Origin of the sequence: Rheinheimera salexigens (assembly GCF_001752395.1) — a bacterium.
In the GTDB taxonomy this organism is placed as follows: Bacteria; Pseudomonadota; Gammaproteobacteria; order Enterobacterales; family Alteromonadaceae; genus Alishewanella; species Alishewanella salexigens.
Map to the genome: position 1 here is coordinate 81,869 of NZ_MKEK01000001.1, position 20,167 is coordinate 102,035.

General features: G+C 43.5%; 16 protein-coding genes and 1 pseudogene. 4 read left to right on the top strand and 13 right to left on the bottom strand.

The genetic code is table 11. The features are described 5' to 3' along the window. Positions 1–25: 25 nt before the first annotated feature. From BI198_RS00455 to BI198_RS00470, 4 genes and pseudogenes are all read right to left on the bottom strand, one after another. Complete coding sequence (locus tag BI198_RS00455; protein WP_158007079.1) at positions 26–4,000, bottom strand: S8 family serine peptidase; 3,975 nt, start codon at positions 3,998–4,000, stop codon at positions 26–28. A 283-nt stretch (positions 4,001–4,283) separates the two neighbouring features. After that, entirely contained in the window at positions 4,284–5,606 is a 1,323-nt protein-coding gene (gene envZ / locus BI198_RS00460; RefSeq protein WP_070047774.1) for a two-component system sensor histidine kinase EnvZ, read from the bottom strand. Further along, positions 5,607–6,186 (bottom strand): osmolarity response regulator transcription factor OmpR (gene ompR / locus BI198_RS00465; RefSeq protein WP_235605182.1); only part of this gene is annotated, 580 nt, incomplete at its 5' end. A gap of 1 nt (position 6,187) precedes the next feature. Then, positions 6,188–6,651: pseudogene (locus BI198_RS00470) on the bottom strand (response regulator); the annotation flags it as partial. 298 nt (positions 6,652–6,949) lie between these two features. Here BI198_RS00470 and BI198_RS00475 point away from each other — a divergent pair. Continuing rightward, entirely contained in the window at positions 6,950–9,259 is a 2,310-nt protein-coding gene (locus BI198_RS00475) for a Tex family protein (RefSeq protein WP_070047775.1), read from the top strand. Between the two features lie 91 nt (positions 9,260–9,350). On the opposite strand, the gene BI198_RS00480 is transcribed toward BI198_RS00475, so the two are convergent. From BI198_RS00480 to bioH, 3 genes are all read right to left on the bottom strand, one after another. Then, entirely contained in the window at positions 9,351–10,109 is a 759-nt protein-coding gene (locus tag BI198_RS00480) for a putative metalloprotease CJM1_0395 family protein (protein WP_070047776.1), read from the bottom strand. Position 10,110: 1 nt separating this feature from the next. Then, on the bottom strand, positions 10,111–10,329 hold the full coding sequence (locus BI198_RS00485) for a hypothetical protein (RefSeq protein ID WP_070047777.1): 219 nt from the start codon (positions 10,327–10,329) through the stop codon (positions 10,111–10,113). Between the two features lie 108 nt (positions 10,330–10,437). After that, positions 10,438–11,199, bottom strand: a complete 762-nt coding sequence (gene bioH, locus BI198_RS00490; protein ID WP_070047778.1) for a pimeloyl-ACP methyl ester esterase BioH — start codon at positions 11,197–11,199, stop codon at positions 10,438–10,440. A 31-nt stretch (positions 11,200–11,230) separates the two neighbouring features. Between bioH and BI198_RS00495 the strand changes: the two genes are divergently transcribed. Then, a complete protein-coding gene (locus tag BI198_RS00495) occupies positions 11,231–11,944 on the top strand; it encodes a ComF family protein (protein ID WP_235605184.1) in 714 nt (237 codons plus the stop codon). 30 nt (positions 11,945–11,974) lie between these two features. Here the strand turns inward: BI198_RS00495 and BI198_RS00500 are convergent, their stop codons facing one another. Then, positions 11,975–14,512: a M14 family zinc carboxypeptidase gene (locus BI198_RS00500; protein WP_070047779.1), complete on the bottom strand. Its 2,538-nt coding sequence runs from the start codon at positions 14,510–14,512 to the stop codon at positions 11,975–11,977. A gap of 124 nt (positions 14,513–14,636) precedes the next feature. Here BI198_RS00500 and nfuA point away from each other — a divergent pair, with 124 nt between their 5' ends. Together nfuA and BI198_RS00510 are read left to right on the top strand one after the other, a co-directional pair. After that, a complete protein-coding gene (gene nfuA, locus BI198_RS00505) occupies positions 14,637–15,215 on the top strand; it encodes a Fe-S biogenesis protein NfuA (protein ID WP_070047780.1) in 579 nt (192 codons plus the stop codon). Between the two features lie 93 nt (positions 15,216–15,308). Then, a complete protein-coding gene (locus BI198_RS00510) occupies positions 15,309–16,334 on the top strand; it encodes a polysaccharide deacetylase family protein (RefSeq protein WP_070047781.1) in 1,026 nt (341 codons plus the stop codon). Here the strand turns inward: BI198_RS00510 and BI198_RS00515 are convergent. Genes BI198_RS00515 through BI198_RS00535 form a run of 5 tightly spaced genes read right to left on the bottom strand, consistent with a single transcriptional unit; the run spans position 16,321 to position 20,150 of the window. Next, on the bottom strand, positions 16,321–16,962 hold the full coding sequence (locus BI198_RS00515) for an SCO family protein (protein ID WP_070047782.1): 642 nt from the start codon (positions 16,960–16,962) through the stop codon (positions 16,321–16,323). The genes BI198_RS00510 and BI198_RS00515 overlap by 14 nt on opposite strands. Continuing rightward, positions 16,952–17,866 (bottom strand): heme o synthase, encoded by a 915-nt coding sequence (gene cyoE / locus BI198_RS00520; RefSeq protein WP_070047783.1) that lies wholly within the window; start codon positions 17,864–17,866, stop codon positions 16,952–16,954. Before cyoE ends, BI198_RS00515 begins: the two co-directional genes overlap by 11 nt. Then, complete coding sequence (locus tag BI198_RS00525; protein ID WP_070047784.1) at positions 17,850–18,866, bottom strand: COX15/CtaA family protein; 1,017 nt, start codon at positions 18,864–18,866, stop codon at positions 17,850–17,852. Before BI198_RS00525 ends, cyoE begins: the two co-directional genes overlap by 17 nt. Further along, complete coding sequence (locus tag BI198_RS00530) at positions 18,863–19,375, bottom strand: hypothetical protein (RefSeq protein ID WP_070047785.1); 513 nt, start codon at positions 19,373–19,375, stop codon at positions 18,863–18,865. Before BI198_RS00530 ends, BI198_RS00525 begins: the two co-directional genes overlap by 4 nt. Continuing rightward, entirely contained in the window at positions 19,368–20,150 is a 783-nt protein-coding gene (locus BI198_RS00535; RefSeq protein WP_070047786.1) for an SURF1 family protein, read from the bottom strand. The genes BI198_RS00530 and BI198_RS00535 overlap by 8 nt, the downstream gene beginning before the upstream one ends. Positions 20,151–20,167: the final 17 nt, after the last annotated feature.

Sequence of the window (20,167 nt, forward strand, 5' to 3'; positions counted from 1 at the left end):
CTAGATTAACTTATGCTAATTTAGCTTATTTTACTGAGGTACGGCGGCGACGTAGCCACACTAGTGGTAAGGCAAACAATGCAATTACTGCACTAAAACTACCTTCATACCATTTTTTGCTACTTTTGGCTCGAACCACAGTCACATTAGTTGATGCCGTGCTAGTCTCGTAACCATCTGATACAGTTACATTAAATGTTAACCCTGTATCAGCCGCGAACGCTGGCGCAACAAAACTTGCTGTCACACCTGACCCACCCGTTATCGCAACATTAGGACCTGCCGTTTGCGACCAACTATAGGTTAAGCTATCGCCATCAACATCAGTACTTGCTGCAGCACTTAAGCTTACCGTCGCGCCAGCCTGGGCTCGCGCCGGTGTTGCTGATGCTTTAGCTACTGGTGCTGTGTTGTCACGCTGTACATTAACAGTAACCGTTGCTTCGTTGGTTTTATTACCCTTTGCATCGACTACCTGATACGTAAATGTATCAACGCCAACATATCCCTCTTGCGCTATATAGGTATAGCTAAACGGGATTGCTGTCGCTGTCGTATCATCGCTAGGTGTTGTCATTGCAGGTGCAAGCACACCATGTTCTGGTGCAGTGACGATACTGATAGTAACGTCGTCGCTTGGCTGGATAGCAAAAGGTTGTGCAGCTCTGTAGGTTTCATCACTGGTAACTAAGCTAACCTTTGATAATAAACCTTCTGTACCGGTAGTAAATGCAGTTGCTAAATCAACCTGAACGGGGGCTTGCTCTACTGTTGAGACACTAGCATCGGTTGCCGTACCAAACGAGGAAGCCACTAAGTCATAGTTAATGACCACTGAGCCTTTTGCACCTGGCGCTAGACGAGCAAGTAATGCATCACCTGTCATCGCTGCCGTTCCAACTCCGTTATAGAATCGAGACGTACCTTTTTGGCCCGTAATATCCTCGATGCCTATTGTTGAATTAGCAGGCATAGCTGGGACATCAATATAGTTAAAGTAAACTTCGTCTGTACCTAACTTAATCCATATTGCAAAGGTAAACCGATCACCTGTAGCAGAATTCCACTCAGCGACATTATCCCATTCCAAAACAAACCACTGATTAGTGCCATCATTAAGCACATTGTAATTAATTTGGCCACCATTCTCTGCGCCTATAGCGTAGTCAGTCCACAGTGGGGCTATAACCGCATTAGGTGACGTAACATCAGGTAATTCTTGGTTTAGATAAGCGCCCGTGGTATTTTGCGATGCTGCAGCGATAAAGCCATTATCAGACACAGTTATAGTATCAACTTGCTGACCATTCCAAATAAACCCACCATAACTACCCAGACCAAAGCCGTATGAAACCTCATCACAACCTGCATCACAAGGTAGCTGAGTGCTTGTTATCCCAAAATCAGCCATAACATAACCGGCATACGGGAAGGCTGAAGTAGGCGCTAATGATGTCACATCAGGAGCACTATTCACTGAACCTGCCCAGGTCATAACGCGCTTATTTGGCGCTATGCTAAAGCCATTTTGGGAAGCTCGCGCTAACTCAATATCAACAGAGCCTTCAACTAACTCAGTGCCTTCTGGGATATGAACCGTAAAGCTCACAGGTAGTCCGCTGCCGCTGTCGCCCGCACGAGCGCTCATGTTAAAGGCTTCACCTGCAGTCACTTCACCGGCCATAACTGTTGTATTCACTAATTGACTATCATCTGACCGTGCGGCCATAACAGCAATAGGTAAATGCGCAGTGGGATATTTACCTGACGCGTCTGTCCATACTACTTGACCAAACTGCCACCCTTCTTCAGCAAAAGAAGTGTCCACTGTTAAATTAAATGTTGTTGTGCCGTCGACGGCAATACTAAGATCGGGTGTTGATAAACTACCTGTTACTTTATCACTTACAAATTCAACACGGCCTTGCCAATTTCCTTCAGCTGGCATTAGGTTTGTTACCGTGCGCTCAAAGCTACAGTTGATAACACAGCCGGTAGAAACAAAAGAGGGTTTATCAAAGCTAACCGCAGCTTTGCTCGCGGCTAGCACGTCAAGGCGGCCTGCTCCACGATCAAATGGCGTCGTTACTGACTCTAAATCTTGCATTTTTACTGCAGGATTACTAGAAGTCATTAAAATAGATTTAATTTGGAATGCATTTAATTCTGGACGCAACTGGCGTAACAAGGCAGCTGCACCTGCAACATGCGGGCTGGCCATTGAGGTACCAGAAATAACATTATATTGGGTTTCATCACTACCTGGCGAATACGCTGATAAAATATCAGAGCCTGGCGCAGCAATATCTGGCTTTAAGAAGCTGCTATCACCATTTGGCCCACGCGAACTAAAATCTGACATTGCATCAACTGCAGCAGCATTATTTAACTGCATGCTTTTAGTAATAGTTGCTTCATCACCCGCTTGCCATGCCGCTAAAATAGCTTCGCCATCTTGCTGTAAGATAGACACACTGGGCAAAGTCGCGCCCGGCATTGACATACTAATAACCCCTGGGGCGTTATTAAATAAAATCATACCCACAGCGCCAGCGGCTTGAGCATTATTGGCTTTCTGTGCGAAATTACAGGCACCGCGAGAAAGCAATACTATTTGACCGCTTAATGATGCTTCTGGGAAGGCATCACAACCCAGCGCATTGGCTTCATCGACATTAATAGCTGGCATCAATAAAGCGTTAATGTCTGCAGTGATTTCAAAGTCACCTGAGCCGGGAATCGCAGCGACATCGGTTATACCCGATGCGTTAACTAAATGACCAAAACTACGGCCGGTTTGAGTGCTCGCAACGGTGATACCTGCCTCAACACATGCTGGACAGCCAACTGTTTTTGCACCTGGACCATCGTTACCTGCGGCGGTAACAATCACAACGCCTGCCGCTTCAGCAGCAGTAAAAATGGGTGCGTAAACACTATTTGCCGGATCGCCACCTGCGCCGCCGCCCCATGAGTTATTAATGACATCTGCACCATCGGCAACCGCATCTTCTAATGCGGCAATTAACATGATGTTTGAACCGCTTCCGCGACCTTCAGGCGTTTGGAATAACGCTTTATAAGCCATTACTGTTGCGCCTGGCGCCACACCAGAAAAGCTAACATCGACACCAGCATAGGTGGTACTTACGGCATTACCCACAGCAGTACCCGCTACGTGCGTACCATGGCCACCAAAATCCAATGGACTAATACTTTCGTTAGCGTGTACTTGGAATGTTGGCGTGTAATAACGGGCTAATACTAATTTATCATTACAGAAAGTCGGATCAACTGTTGCGCAGTAATCATCTGTAGGTAAGCCTTCTGGTCGGGTATGGCCATTGCTAGCAAACATGGGATGCTCAGCTCGAATACCACTATCTATAATCGCTACCTTAATGCCTTCACCGGCACGATCGCGCTGGCCAATAGCGTCCCACACCGCTGGGGCATTAATTAATGCTAGCGATGTATCTAATTGGGCTTCATATATCTCATGTTCAAATACGTTCTTAACACCGGGCACACTTTGTAATTGTTTTTTCAGATCAACTTGGCCTGGCACGCTAACAATTAAACCGTTAAAGGTAATACTTAAATTACGTTGTACTTGTAATGAAGGAAATTTTGATTGTAAAACAGAAACCACCTCAGCCTGACGTGATTCTAAATATTGATTATAGGCTGTAGCTGCAACAGATTGGGTATTTAACTTATCTTCATTAGCGATTAACCTGTGCGTTGGCGCTAAACCACGCACGCCGCCGCTATACGTTGCTAAAGACGCATCTTCTAATTGAATAATATAATAAGTTGGAAATTGCTGCTGAATTAACGTCGCGGATTTATCAAAGCCTGTATGTTGCTGCATCAGGCTTGGGCCTGTTGTTAATGGTACAGCAGTCAACGTACTGGCTATAGCTCCATATGAAACTGTAGATGCGACAAAAGCGGCTAACACTGTCATTTTTGGCAGCGCCCTAGATTTAGACTGCATAGTATAGAAACCTCTATTATTATAATTTTTATATTTCACTGTTAGTATTTCTACAGCAAAGTACATATTCTGCGATATATTACTTTTGCATAAGACTCTACAACACTAATAGGTAAATAAATGCAAACTGTTAAAAACAGCTATGTTTTTGCAACATAGGCGCATTTGATAACATAACCAACCAAATAAAAACAGTAAAATTTTAAAATAAAGTTCCATTAATTTAATGACCTAGGTTAATTTTATGCTTATATTATTTTTTCACTTTGCAGCTAGTTTTTAGTTAAAGTAGTTTACTTTTCGGCTTAATAGGTAAGTAAATACTCACCACTAAACCACCTTCCACATGATTATGCAGTTCTATTTCACCATGATGCATATCAACTATTTTTTTAATAATAGCTAAGCCTAAACCGGAGCCACTGCTGCCTCGGGCTTCATCACCTTGGGTGAAGGGTTGAAACATGGTGGGTATATTGGTTTCAGGAATACCAGGACCATGATCGCGTACTTGAATAAATACCCGTTTCTTTTTACGTTCATAGCCACTGCTTATTTCAATAGCGCCTTCGCTGTAGCGCAAAGCATTTTCTAATAGATTATTTAATAACCTTTTTATGGCTATTCGCCGCAGATAAATAAAGGGCAAATTAGTATCTAAATCAGTACTGATTGCACGCTGCTGCACTAACTCTGCTTGTACCAGTTCTCGAATTAAATTATTCAGGTTTTCTTTTTCTGCGACCTCTTCTTTGTGATGCCGCAGATAATCAATAAACTGATCAATAATGGCATTCATATCTTCAATATCATTAATAATGCCATCGCGGACCCAGCTATCTTGTTCGTGCATCATTTCTGAGGCTAAGCGTATTCGGGTTAGCGGTGTGCGTAAATCGTGTGACACACCAGCCATTAACAATGCCCGATCTTTTTCTAATTGCTGAATGCCCCGGGCCATATAATTAAAGGCTTTGGTTACAGCTATCACTTCTGTAGAGCCTTTTTGCTCAGCTAACGGCGCCGGAAATTCTCCTCTACCCACTTGTAAAGCCGCTAGTTGCAAACTTTTTAACGGCCTATTCAATTGCCGAGCAAATAACCAAGCACCACCCACGCTCAATATACCGATTAATAATAAATAAAATGTTAGTGGTGAAAAATCAGTTTCGTCTAAGCCGGTTAAGGGGACCTTTATCCAATAACCTGCTGCCTGAGATGATTGCACCCAAAATGCATAAGAATCGCCTTGGCCCACCCTAACCTCGGCTTTACTTGCCAGTTCTTTTGACATTAAATCAGAAAAATAAGCGTAATAACGAGCTTCTGTTAAGCCTTGCTGCATAGCCTCAGCTTCAGTATAAACCTCAATGCCGGTGACTTGTTGTAGCCTTGCGTTAATTGGGCTGTCTAGCAATAGCTGTGGGTTATCAACGTCTATAAATACCACTTTTATTTGCTTGGCGACAAGGTGGGTAATTTGCTGGGTGCTGGGTTTTATGACATATAAGGCAACCGATAAGTAAGACACTAGCTGATTAATTAATAGCAATAAGGCGATTAAAAAAACCGTTTGACCAAAGGCACTACGAGGCACTAAACGCATTTAATTAATGCTACCATCGGGAACAAAAACATAGCCTAATCCCCACACTGTTTGGATATAACGCGGGTTACTGGCGTCATCTTCTAGCATACGGCGTAACCGAGACACTTGAACATCTATACTGCGCTCCATGGCAGAGTAGTCACGGCCTCGAGCTTGGTTCATTAACTTATCGCGAGATAATGGCTCTCTGGGGTGGCTGACTAATACTTTTAACACCGCATACTCACCACTGGTCAGCGGCAGCAGCTTGTCTGCCTTGTGCATTTCACGCGTGCCCAAATTAAAACTAAAAGGGCCAAATTCTATAATGGTTTCTGACTGGCTAGGTGCACCCGGCAGCTCTTTGGTTTTGCGTCGCATTACTGCACGAATGCGGGCTAACAACTCACGCGGGTTAAACGGTTTAGGTAGATAATCATCTGCGCCCATTTCTAAGCCGATTATCCGATCAACTTCATCACCTTTAGCCGTTAACATAATAATGGGGATTTGGTTTTCTTGTTGGCGTAAACGACGGCAAATCGATAAGCCATCTTCACCAGGAAGCATTAAATCTAATACAATTAAATGAAAATTCNACGAGCTTTATTAGATCGATATCTAGTAGAGCAGGGCCAAATTCTATAATGGTTTCTGACTGGCTAGGTGCACCCGGCAGCTCTTTGGTTTTGCGTCGCATTACTGCACGAATGCGGGCTAACAACTCACGCGGGTTAAACGGTTTAGGTAGATAATCATCTGCGCCCATTTCTAAGCCGATTATCCGATCAACTTCATCACCTTTAGCCGTTAACATAATAATGGGGATTTGGTTTTCTTGTTGGCGTAAACGACGGCAAATCGATAAGCCATCTTCACCAGGAAGCATTAAATCTAATACAATTAAATGAAAATTCTCACGTTCCATTACACGTTGCATTTGCTCAAAATTAGCCACACTACGCACTATATAGCCCTGCTCTACTAGATATCGATCTAATAAAGCTCGTAACCGCATATCATCATCGACCACTAATATCTTTGATGTTTCAGATACCATCATTGCTAAGCCTCCAAAACTATTTGTCTCACACTATTGGCCTCACTATAAACTAAAACCCTGATTTAACGAGTAGTTGGCAAAGTTCTTTATGTTACAAAGTTTGTCTAATTAACAGCTAACGCTTGAAAATAGGCCTAACCAGCACCATTAGAGTGCACATAAGCAACAACAACTCGCGGGTGCAATCGTTAATTACTGCACAGTTAATTGGATTTATTTAGGCTGAAAGTAGACAATTACGCTATCAGTTTGTTTTTTATTGGCACTGCCACTGTAGGCGCTGCATTAGGAATTTTTTATGTCTTTGATTGTCAATACAATTGCCTCAGAAATAGCGGCTAAACCAGCACAAATTACTGCCGCCATACAGTTGCTAGATGATGGCTCGACAGTGCCTTTTATTGCTCGGTACCGTAAAGAAGCCACCGGTGGCTTAGATGACACTCAATTACGTCATCTTGAGCAGCGCTTAACCTATTTACGTGAATTAGAAGATCGCCGTTTAGTTATTATTCGCACTATAGATGAACAAGATAAGTTAAGCCCAGAGCTTAAGCAGCAATTGCTCGACGCAGATAATAAAACCCGTTTAGAAGATTTATACCTACCTTATAAAGCTAAACGTCGTACTAAAGGTCAAATGGCCATCGAAGCCGGTTTATTGCCGCTTGCCGATAGTATTCAACAACAACCTGAATTAGATCCTGAAACTGAAGCTCAAGCATTTATTAATAGCGAAGCAGGTTATACCGATAGTAAAGCGGTATTAGAGGGTGTTAAATATATCTTAATGGAGCGCTTTGCTGAAGATGCTAACTTATTGGCCCAATTACGCCGCCATTTAGCGCAACATGCCCAATTAAAAAGTACCGTTGTTGCCGGTAAAGAGCAACAAGGTACCAAGTTTCGTGATTATTTCTCCCACAGTGAAAGCTGGAAAAATGTGCCTTCACATCGCGCTCTAGCTATGTTTAGGGGCCGTAACGAGGGTATCTTAGCTTTACAACTAGTGCCGGATAGCAATGAAGAAACGGCCCATGCTATTTGCCAGCAGATGGTGGCCGATCACTTTAACATTAGCGATAAAGGCCGTGCCGCAGATAGCTTTTTACGTACTGTGGTGCAATGGACTTGGAAAGTTAAACTGCATTTACACCTAGAAAACGATTTGCTCAGCGAGTTACGCGAAAAAGCTGAAATAGAAGCCATTAATGTTTTTGCGCGCAACTTAAAAGACTTGTTAATGGCAGCCCCGGCCGGTATGCACCGCACGTTAGCTCTGGACCCGGGTTTGCGTACTGGGGTTAAAGTGACTGCAATTGATGAAACCGGTAAGTTATTAGGCCACAGTACTATTTTCCCCCATGCCCCGCAAAACTTATGGGATAAATCGGTACGCACGCTGAGCTTATTATGCCAACAACATAAAATTGCCCTCATCGCAATTGGTAATGGTACGGCATCACGCGAAACCGATAAACTGGCAGCCGATGTAATTAAAGCCTTGCCTGAACATAACATCCAAAAAATTATGGTATCAGAAGCCGGCGCCTCAATTTACTCTGCCTCTGAATTTGCCGCCGCTGAGTTTCCTGATCTAGATGTATCCCTGCGCGGCGCAGTATCTATTGGACGTCGCTTACAAGACCCTCTAGCCGAGCTAGTCAAAATAGAGCCTAAGGCGATTGGGGTTGGTCAATATCAGCATGACGTTAACCAAAGCTTATTAACGCGCTCATTAGACGCTGTGGTTGAAGACTGTGTAAACGCCGTTGGCGTTGATTTAAATACGGCTTCAGCTGCGCTATTAACCAAAGTAGCCGGCTTAAATAAAACCCTAGCCCAAAATATTATTCAATATCGCGACAGTAACGGCCGCTTTGATAGCCGCAATCAACTATTAAAAGTGAGCCGTTTAGGGCCAAAAGCCTTTGAACAAGCCGCTGGTTTTTTACGGATTAATAATGGTACAAATGCCTTAGATGCGTCTTCTGTGCACCCAGAAGCTTACCCTTTAGTAGAAAAAATTCTGCGTACTCAACAAAAAACCGTTGAACAAATTATTGGCAACAGCAGCTTTTTAACCAGTATTAACCCTGCCGAGTTTGCTGATGAGCATTTTGGTATTCCAACCATTAGCGATATTTTAAAAGAACTTGAAAAGCCCGGCCGAGATCCGCGTCCAGAATTTAAAACCGCCAACTTTAAAGACGGCGTAGAAACTTTAAAAGATTTAAAACCGGGTATGTTGCTAGAAGGCGTGGTGACTAACGTGACTAACTTTGGTGCTTTTGTTGATATTGGCGTGCATCAAGACGGTTTAGTCCATATTTCATCATTAACCGATAAGTTTGTTAGCGATCCGCATCAAGTGGTTAAAGCCGGTGATATTGTTAAAGTAAAAGTGATGGATGTAGAAGTAGATCGTAAGCGCATTGCCTTAACCATGCGTTTAGACGAACAACCGGTAGCGAAAGCTGCGCAACCAGCAGCTGCTAAAGGTCAACCTAAAAAGCAAACAACAACAGCACGGCCACAAAAGCCGCAAGACAATAATGCTGCTATGGGTAATGCTTTTGCTGATGCTTTTGCCAAATTAAAGAAATAGCGTTATATAATTTTGGTAGATAACTCGCTAGTTAATAGCGTAATTGGCTAGCGTGTTATTACTAAATTTGTGTACTGGTTTTAAATAATTTTTATACTGTTTGGGCAGGGTTTTGTTGTTGCGGTAAGGTAGATTGCTGATAAAAACCTGAAATGACATCTCGCCGCTGCTGCATTTTACTCTGCGTTGCCATATCCGTCGCATTTTCAGCTATTAACTCGGCTCTAGCTTGTTGCGCTTGTTGGGCTGCTTTCGCTGCAATAGATAAGTCAGCAGAAGAAGGTTGTGCCGGCGCCAGTGCCGCAGCTTGCACTTGCTGCATCTTGGTAATGGTCGCTTTAGCATCGTTGGCTATAGGTGCAATATCAATTTGTACTTCACCGCCTACCGCATACCGCTTACCATCTGACCCTTGTTGATAACTATAGCTAGGCGCACCAGCATAACTGCCGCCGACGCTAGCATGGGCTTGCTCGTGTGCTTTAACTTCACTATCACGCGCTTTAAGCTGTTGAATTTTTTGTTGTTCTGCCGCTTGGGCTTGCTTTTGTTCCGCTTGTTTTTGTTGTTCTTGCTGCTGCTCAGTTGATTCTTTATCAGGGTTCTGTTCTGAGCCAGCATTTATGGCTTGGTAGGTCTCAGTCTCTTTTTCGCCGGCGCTAGAAGTGTTATTTTGATTATGGCTTGGATAGCGTGATTTTTCGTCAGTTAACACCGGCTTTTCGGCTACAGACTTTTCAGCATGTTTAACGGGGGTAAATAAATCTATACGTGAGTTATCACGCCGTGCTTGTTCGGTAGGCGGGTTAGCCGTATTTATGCTCACATTAGGGTAGTGTGAAGTAATCATCTTACACTCGGATGTCGATCACAGTGCCCAGCATTTCATCTGCAGCTTTTATTGCCCGAACACTGGCTTGACCGGTTAATTCAGCTTGTTTTAATTGCACTAAGTTAGCGGTTAAAGAGGATGATTCTGGTTGGTTAATTGCACGAGTAGCCGACTTAACACTACTAGCAGCGTTTTGATAGCCTTGCACACCCGACATAAATGCCGATTTTACATCCATAACAACTCACCTTTATTCAACGCCCAATACTGGCCAATTATTAACCAACCCCGCTTAAAAAGCCAGCATTAAGCTCGCTAAGACTAAGCAAGTAGCTAAGTCTGTAAACTAGGTCCGTAAAATCGAGTCATTTAACCAAGTAATAAATTGCTCTGGATGAGAAATAAACGGCGCGTGAGAAGCGTGAGCTAAGGTTGTTAGCGCCATCTGCGGTTGTAATTGTCGCAATTGTTCAGTAACCGCTACCGGTACTAACGAGTCTAAGCGACCAAAACAACCTACTAGCGGCATTTTAAGCTGCTTAAAAGCCTGGCGTAAATCAATGCTACTTAGCAAATCTAAGGCGCCGGAAACCGCTGCTGGCTCTGGCTGAGCAAAAGCTAAAATGGCCTGCTTTAAGGCTTTAATATCCGTTCTGGCGCTGTGACTGCCTAAAGCTTGAATCGCCAAGAAACGTTCTATGGTCTGCGGCAAGTTTTTACTTAGTGCCACAGCAAACTGTTGCAAAACGGTCTCGGCCATTCCTGGCCAGTTTTCTTGCGCTAAAAAGCAAGGTGTGGCGGCAATTAAACCCAGTTGCTTTACTTTTTCTGGGTGCCTATCCGCTAAAGCAATGGCGATTAAACCACCTAAAGACCAACCATAAACATAACTTTTCTCAGGAATTTTTGCTGCTAATTGGTCAACAATTTGTGCTAGCTGATAAGGCTGCGGGAATTGACGTTCAGCACCGAAACCGGGTAAATCAAGGGTTATCACCTTAACTTCTTTGGCTATAGCTGTAGTTGTAGCCTGCCAAACAGCTTGATTAACCCCCCAGCCATGCAGCAATACCAGCGTAGGTTTTTGGCTTGTGCTAGTCTTATTCATAGTTAATTAATTGTGAACTCGTAGGTTGTCAGTGATCACTAATATCATTCCGTCATTACGCCATTACTGGCACTTACTGTTACCGTCTTGTTGTTTATGGTGTAGCTTGCCGGTGCAACATGCTCAGCAACAATTGTGCACTTGCTGCCAACAAGCTTTACCTAGTTTGCCTTATCCACTGTGTCATTATAATTTACTCTGGTTGCCGGTAGTGAGCAAAAGTATTAAAAAGCCCTTATTTCAGCAATTACTCGCACTAAGCTATTATCATCATCCTTATCAGCATTGGATCCAGCAATGGAAATTTTTTGCTAATCATGCCGCGGGAGAGTTATTGCAACAGCAATTTATAAGCTTATTAAGTCGCTATGCTAAGCACACAATAGCCTTACCGCAAGCCATACTTTATGTACCTATGCATCCGAGCAGACAACGTAAAAGGGGCTTTAATCAGGCTGAAATTCTAGCTAAGGCGGCCGCTAAACAATTAAAGTTGCCGTTACTTAATGTGTTGCAACGTCAGCATAAAAATCCAGCCCAAGTAGGATTAAATCGTAAACAACGCCAGCGTAATTTAAAACAGGCTTTTAGTTTGCAGACAACGGCTGCTTTACCAAGCCATGTTGCATTAATAGATGATGTTATTACCACAGGTGCGACAGCCAACGAATTATGTCGCTTACTAAAGCGTAACGGCGTCAGTCATATTAGTTTATGGACTTTAGCCGTTACGGTTTTAGATTAAAGACAGCAGAATATTAGCCTGCCTTATGGCTTATTGCGCTCGGGCATCTAGGCTATGACCTAGATACAAGGCATTAATTAATAACCGACTTGAACCAAAGAAATAACCGCGAAACACCGGATTGTCGGTCATCGCAATAACTTTACCCTTGCCGAAATTATGTGCCATTAACGCCGCGCTTTGGCTAATTCTTGGAATATATTCCGCCGCGGTGTAACCGGCTAATTGTGGTGCAGCACTATATAAAGCGACGTTAACAAACGGTTGCTCGCTTGGTTTAAGTAACAACACACTATTTTTAAATACGGGCAAGTCAGCATGGCTAAAACCAAAGGCTAGCGGATGACTTAAATCTAATTGCGCTTGATAAATAGCGCCCGCTAAGCGTCTCTTTCCGCCTAATTGCTCTTGATCTGCATAGCTAAGGTTGTCAGAGGAGATTAAACTGTACATCTCAGCAGCAGACCAGGTCTCGGCCTTTAAGATTTTACGCTCAGCTAACCACATCGCGGCACGCTTATGTGCCCACAATACTCCGCCTTGCTGTAGCCAAGTTTTTAACTTGGTAACATCAGTATCTGACCACTGGCTATAGTTACCATCTGGTAACACAATATGGCTATAACGGCTTAAATTGATAGAGCCAAAGCGCTGAGGCTCCACCATACTTGGCGAAATACCGCCTAAACGCTCGATATTATACCAAGCCTCACCGGCCTCACCCGAGCTAATACCTGGTCCCGCTATCAGCAAGACAGTTGGCATAGTAACTGGCACAAAGTTGCGACTCCCTAAATCACTGCCTTTGGCCGTTAAGCCCGTAGTAATAGCGTAAATTGGCAAATTAAACTGCTGCTGCACCCGCTGTAAACGAGCAAACCAGTCGCCTGATTGCAAGCCTGCTGGCAACACCATAGCGCCTTTAAGCAAATCAACTTGGCCTTGGGGAGTGTCAGCCGTAAAGTCGTTCATAGCAGCACGTACTTGTAAGCCTTCAGCTAATATCGCTTGCAGTAATAACGGCGCTTGTTGATCTTGCCAATTAAACGCATAACCATAAGCGCCAGCCGTTAATTCAGTCGAAACAACAGGATTTTGCACCCAGCTGTCATCTAAGTGACTTTTACTTGGGCTGTTTTTTACAGCTTTAAATTGAATGTTATAAGCGTAAGGTAAGGTCCAAGCTGACACATCATAGAAGGTGTTATCATTAAATAATGTTTCAGTACTAAATACGGCTTTAATAAAACGGTATTGCGCTTGCTGTAGCGGCACATAATAACTATTGCCAGCGCTATATTTCTCACCGCCATCTTTGAAATCTTTACGCAGTGGATACACGCTAATATGGTGACGTTGTAAATTATCTAATAAAGCGGCCAGTCGGCTTTTATCGGCGGTTTCGGTTAAAATATAGCCGCTAATTTTTTCATCACGGGCTTGCTGCTTGGCATCGTTATAAAACTGATGTTGATAATTCAGTAACGACAAGCGTTGTTCTACCGCACCTTGGATCATAGATAACGAAGCGGTGAATTGATTTTGAATGGTGTCAGGAAAGCTTAAATCGCCATTAATACTTTCTTGAATATGACCACGACTACTGGCTTGTTCAAATAAAATACCGACACTGCCTTGGACATCCGGATACGTTGAGCCTTTACCAACATAAAAGTCGTCAAACGATTCTTCTGTGTAATATAACTTACTGTTTTTATCTAAAGCTGCGGCATGATATTTCGCCAGTTTTCTGGTGAGCTCAAAGTTACGCTCTGGAGTAAAGGGTGAGTTACGACTTGGAATGCCCGGTTGAAAGAAGAAAGTGCTATCGGTGCCCATCTCATGATAGTCGGCAACAATATTCGGTAGCCATTGCTGATATTGCGCTATGCGAGCTTTGCTTTCTGGATGTTGCAGTAACAGCCAGTCACGGTTTAAATCAAACCAATAATGATTAGGCCGACCATTAGGCCAAGGCTCATTATGTTCGCGACTTTGTCTATCCGCTACCGGTGTCATGCCTTTATGCATATTGGCCCAAAGTGCAAAACGATCGTTGCCGTCTGGGTTTAAGCTGGGCTGCACTAAAATCACCGCATTTTTTAGCCAGTTAACCACTTGCGGATCATCACTCGACGCTAAATAATGGGCTAATAATAATGACGCGTTTGCACCACTTGGCTCATTGCCGTGGATACTGTAACCCAGCCAAATAACCACAGGTGCATTATCATTGGGTTTGGCATCACCACGCGCAGCGGCTATATGTTGCTGGCGAATATCATGTAAACGGCTTAAGTTTTCTGGGGCAGAAATGACCATTTGCAACATTGGCCGTTGCTCATGACTATAACCAATAACTTCTAACTGAGTTCGGTCCGATTTCTCTGCAAGCTGTTCAAAGTAATTTTGAATTTGATCATGCCGCACATGCCACTGGCCGACTTCAAAGCCTAATACTTGTTTCGGGCTAGGTAGACTTGGTTTTTCGGCTTGGGGTGCATATTGTATCTGAGCAATGCTGAGGCAACTAAACAGTGCCAATGACAGCAAACTAACATATTTCATACTGATATCCTCTTAGCAGCGGCTAAGTTAGCCAGATCCGAAAGCAAAATTCAAGCTAGGCTGGCATCCAATAAACAGGAGGAGTATCATAGTAATTAACCTAGTAATTTAGTCAGGTACTAATATGATTTCTATCTCAGAACAAGCACAGGCACACTTTGCAAAATTATTGTCTAATCAGCCAACAGACACCCTAATTCGCGTGTTTGTTGTCAACCCAGGCACGGCTCAAGCGGAATGTGGCGTATCTTACTGCCCGCCGGATGCGGTTGAAGAATCAGATTTACGTTTCAACTTTACCGGTTTTGATGCCGTGGTTGACGCTGAAAGTAAACCGTTTTTAGTAGATGCTGAAATCGACTTTGTTACCGATCAGATGGGTTCTCAGCTGACGTTAAAAGCGCCGAATGCCAAAGTGCGCAAGGTGAATGACGACGCCCCTTTACTCGAGCGAGTGCAATATGTCATTGATGCTGAGATTAATCCACAGTTAGCTAACCATGGTGGACGGGTTTCAGTGATTGAATTAACAAAAGAAGGTGTGGCCGTATTAGAGTTCGGCGGTGGTTGTAATGGCTGCTCACAAGTCGACCTCACGTTAAAAGAGGGCATTGAAAAACAGTTATTAAATCAGTTTATTAACGAATTAACTGGCGTGCGTGATATTACTGAACACCAAGCGGGTGAACACTCTTATTATTAATAAGGGTTTTTAACTAGCAGCCGTAACAATGACTGAAGCTTCATGCTAGCTGTGATATAACAGCGCTTAGTATCTCAGCTAGGAGTTTTCGTCATGTTACGGTTAATTACCTTAATTATTACATTTGTTTGTTTAACTCTGCTGCCTGCTCAGGCTGCCGTCGTGCTTATTTACCATCATGTTGCCAGTGACACGCCTCGCGTAACTAGCGTAACGGCCGATGAGCTTCGTGGCCATCTGCAATATTTAAAAGATCACAACTTTAACGTCATTGGTCTTGATGTCTTAATAAACCAACTTAAAACTAGCCAACCCATCGCCGACAATAGTGTCGTGATCACCTTTGATGATAGCTACGAAAACAACTTCACTACGGCCCACCCTATTCTGCAACAATTTGGTTATCCTTATACCCTGTTTATCAGCCCAGGAAGTATAGATAAACAAGACGGCCCACTGCTTAATTGGCAGCAAGTTAAACAGATGTCTGATGATGGCGTATTAATCGCTAATCACGGCATGTGGCACGAGCATATGGCCGCACCCGAAGCTGGTGAAACTAAAAAAGCCTGGCGTAAGCGTATTAAGAAAAGTATTTTAGATGCAGAAAAAAGCATTAAACAACACACAGGGCAGTCGCATAAATGGCTGGCGTATCCGTATGGCGAATATAGTTTAGCTTTAGAACAATTAGTGGCTGAAATGGGTTTTATCGGTATTGGTCAGCACTCTGGCGCTGTCGGTAACAGCACCTCATTAACCCATATGCCACGTTTTCCCGCCGCAGGACAATATGCCAATTTAGCACAGTTAAGCCAAAAGTTTCGCAGCTTAGCCTTTACTATTATTGATGAACATAAAACCGATGCTTTAGTTCAGCAAGCTAACCCACCAACGTTACGCTTAACCTTGCAGATAACAGATTTTAAGCCAAGCCAATTGACATGTTATGCCTTTGGCAAAGCCTTAAACCCAAACTGGGAAACAGATAATAGTTTTAGCGTCCAAGCAGATAAGCCATTAACTAAAGGGCGCAGTCGTTATAACTGTACTGCTCCGTCATTAAGCAAAAATGGTTATTACTATTGGTTCTCTCAACCTTGGCTTAAGCTTGATTAAGCTTTTTAAGCACTAATGGAAAGTCAGCCATAAGTTGCTCTGAACTCACCACCGGTAATTCCCCCACTTGTAGTGGTGGCTTAAACATGGCCACTAACTGGCCTTGCGGGTTAATTAATACGATTGACGCACTATGGTCGACAGCATAGTTAGGTTCAGTGGTATTGCCAATGGCATACATTAAGCCTAACTGGCGAACAAACGGAAACAGTTGGTCATGCCCTGCTGTCATACCAATAACAGCAGGCTGGGCAAAGTAATTAACATAGTTATTAAGCTGGGGCACGGTATCGCGATTAGGATCGACCGAAACAAACCAAATTTTTAACGGTTGCTCCACCATCGCCGCCAGTTCTGGCTGTACACCAGCCAATTTGGCTAACGTTAATGGGCAAATATCAGGGCAATAAGTGTAACCGACAAAGGCCAATGTCCATTGACCATATAAGCGCTCTCGGTCAACCTTTTCGCCAAATTGATCGGTTAAGTTAAAATCGCTTAACGTTCTGGGTTGCGGATAAACTAACGCATGGCTTGGCTCGGCACTCTGCTGCTGCATTTGATACAACATGACACCAGACACCACTGCCACGATAGCAATTAAAGCTAAAATAATATTACGAAACATAGAATGGGGATACCTTTAAATAATGGTCAACCAATAACAATAGAAACAGTGTCATCAAATGCACAATTGAAAACTTAAAGGTTTTCATGGCCAAATCTGTTTTCTCATCGGCTAATTTTAACCGCCACGCATACTGCATAAAACGTAAATTTAATATAACACTACCGATTAAATATATTGCACCACTCATGCCAACCAAATAAGGCATTAAACACACCACAAACAATAACACCGTATATAAACAAATAATGCTTTTAGTAAACTCGATACCATGGGTAACCGGCAGCATTGGCATATTAACTTTTGCGTAATCAGCTCTGCGATGAATGGCTAACGCCCAAAAATGCGGCGGGGTCCAGGCAAAAATAATCATCACTAATAACAAGGCATGGCCATGCACTTCACCGGCAATCGCTGTCCAGCCCAATAAGGGTGGCATCGCGCCAGCTAGACCACCAATCACAATATTTTGTGGCGTGGCCCGTTTTAAAAACTGAGTATACACCACCGCATAGCCAAATAAACTGGCTAAGGTTAACCAAGCAGTTAACGCATTAACGGCAAAATATAATAATATAAAGCCCATAACCGCTAATGAAGTAGCAAATATACTGGCTTGCCGACTAGTAATACGGCCTTTAGCAATGGGTCGGCTATAAGTACGCGCCATTTGGGCATCAATTCGCCGATCAACTACATGGTTCATTGCCGCAGCCGCCGCAGATAACAAGCCAATACCGACAGTCGCAATAATGACGGTTTGTATATCTGGCAAGCCGGGAACCGCTAGCATCATGCCGACCCAAGCAGTTAATACTAATAACGCCACCACTTTTGGCTTAGTTAACTCTAAATAATCTTTACATTTAGCCGTAAAATCATGGCTTCTACTTAGACTCAGCATAGTTGCTCCTTGCCGACGCAACGGTCGGAACTTGTACCAACAATAACACTAAAACCATTAATAAATTTGCGGCAACAACATTATGTGCAACAGCATTAACTAACGGTAAATGCAGCACAACATTCATTAAGCCTAAACTAAATTGGCCTAGTAGTAACACTGCAGCTAGTATGGTTAATTTACGCATTCTGGGCTGCACGGCTCGCTGCCACAATTGCCACAGAAACAGAGCTACCACACTAAAGGTGATTAACGCGCCGAAGCGGTGTAACACATGTACAGTTTGCCGCGCTTCAGCTGACATGACGCCATATTCATAATCGTCATGGCCTAAATGCAAATCAAAAGCTGCGGCAAAATCCATGCGTTGCCACCAACCTGCCTCACATACTGGCAGCTCAATACAGGCCAAAGCGGCATAATTGGCTGCCGTCCAACCACCCAGCGCTATTTGGCCAATTAAGATAATCACAGCAATGCTGGCTAGTGGCTTCAACCCTACAAGTTCAGGCTGAGCGGGTAACCGCGGTTGTTGTTGTAACCAGTACAAGGCCGCTAAGCTTAATAGGCAAAACCCTCCCAATAAATGCCCCATCACCACTAACGGCAATAAGTTAAGGGTTACTGTCCACATACCTAGCGCAGCTTGAAACACCACTAACATTAACAATAAGCTTGGCAATAATTTAGGCCGTCTTGGTTCTGTAGACCGCCACCAACTAGTTATAAAGATAAAAGCAATTAATAAGCCTAAACTGGCAGCAAAATAACGATGGATCATTTCATTCCAGGCTTTTTCCGCATGCACTGGTCGCTCAGGAAATGCCTGCATCGCTTGAGCAATATGATGATCTTGTTGCGGCACCTTTAAAAAACCATAGCAACCTGGCCAGTCTGGACAACCTAAGCCAGCATCCGTAAGTCGAGTGTAGGCTCCTAAGGTAATAACGCCTAAAGTAAGAATAATGGCAAAGCTTGCCAGCCACCGCTGTCTAGTCATACATCGGTCCTATCATAATTAAGCAATTTCAATAAATCTTGACGTAGGGCTTTGGCGGTTAACACCATTTCGGCTTCCGTGCTTGGCATTGGATAACGTAATAATGCCAAGCCTTGATGATCAATCAATACAATTTGATTGAGTAATTCTGTGCTGATATTTTGTTTTGCGGCTTGCTGACTAAAGCTATTCGGTAGCACAGGCAAGGATTCTGTACTGACCAATACCGGCTGTACTTGCTGTTGTTTACGGCCTAAACCAATATACAATTGTTGCACGGTATAAATCGCATTCTGGCATAACTCAGTACATTGCTTTGCGGGCAATACAGCAATGCGCCAATGTGCCTGTTCGCTGGATGGCGTCAGCACAAATTCCTCTTCGGTTTGCCATTGACCATTACTGGTTACACCACGGTCAAACCAGCCGAAATTCAGCACTAAATAAGCTAATAACAACGGTACAGCGCAACATAATATAAATAACAGTAAAAATTTATTTTTAGCCATGACTTGCCCTTCCTTGATGACTTGCTGCTAATGCCACACCTAGCACAGCAATGGCCAATAACAACCATTGCAATGCATAGGCTTGATGCTTTTCTGGTGGCATAACAACGGCTTGATAATGATAAATAAAGTCGGCTTGTTGCTGTTGGTAAAGCAACGCAGGGTAGAATGTCTGAGCAGTTTGCTCCGCTAATACCGCAAAGTTAACTTGTTGAATTCGCATCGGCCAACTCGCTGAAGACTCAATGTTTTGACCTAATAACAGCATACCCGTAACGTCAGTATGTAATACACCACTTAACGATAATTGGTCAGGAATTGTCACATTTGGTAGCTGTTCCCGGGAATTAGTACCCGCAATCCAGCCTAGATTAACCAGCAACAACCTGTCATTTGTAGCTAATTTCGCCGCGATAATAACGTCATAGCCTACTTTGCCATCGACAATTTGGTTATCTAGCAGCCAAATATACGGCGCTTGCCAAGTTGCGCTGGCCGCTAACTTTAAGCCGTCTAAAGACTGATTCTCTGGCTGATTATCAGATTGATTTTGATAAGATTGCTGTTGAAAGTTTTGCTGTGTACTCGCTAGCGTCGTGGCGTTAAGTACCGCTTGCTCTGCTTGTTGAGCTAACTGAGTTAATTGTACTGATTTTTGCTCTGCCCGCTGTAGCTGCCACCAAGATAAGTTGATTAAAATGATAAAAACAGCCACAGTGATACCTAGCCAACTGATGCGTACGGCAAATATATGATTTGCCAGTTTAATGCGCATAAATCTGACCTAATAGA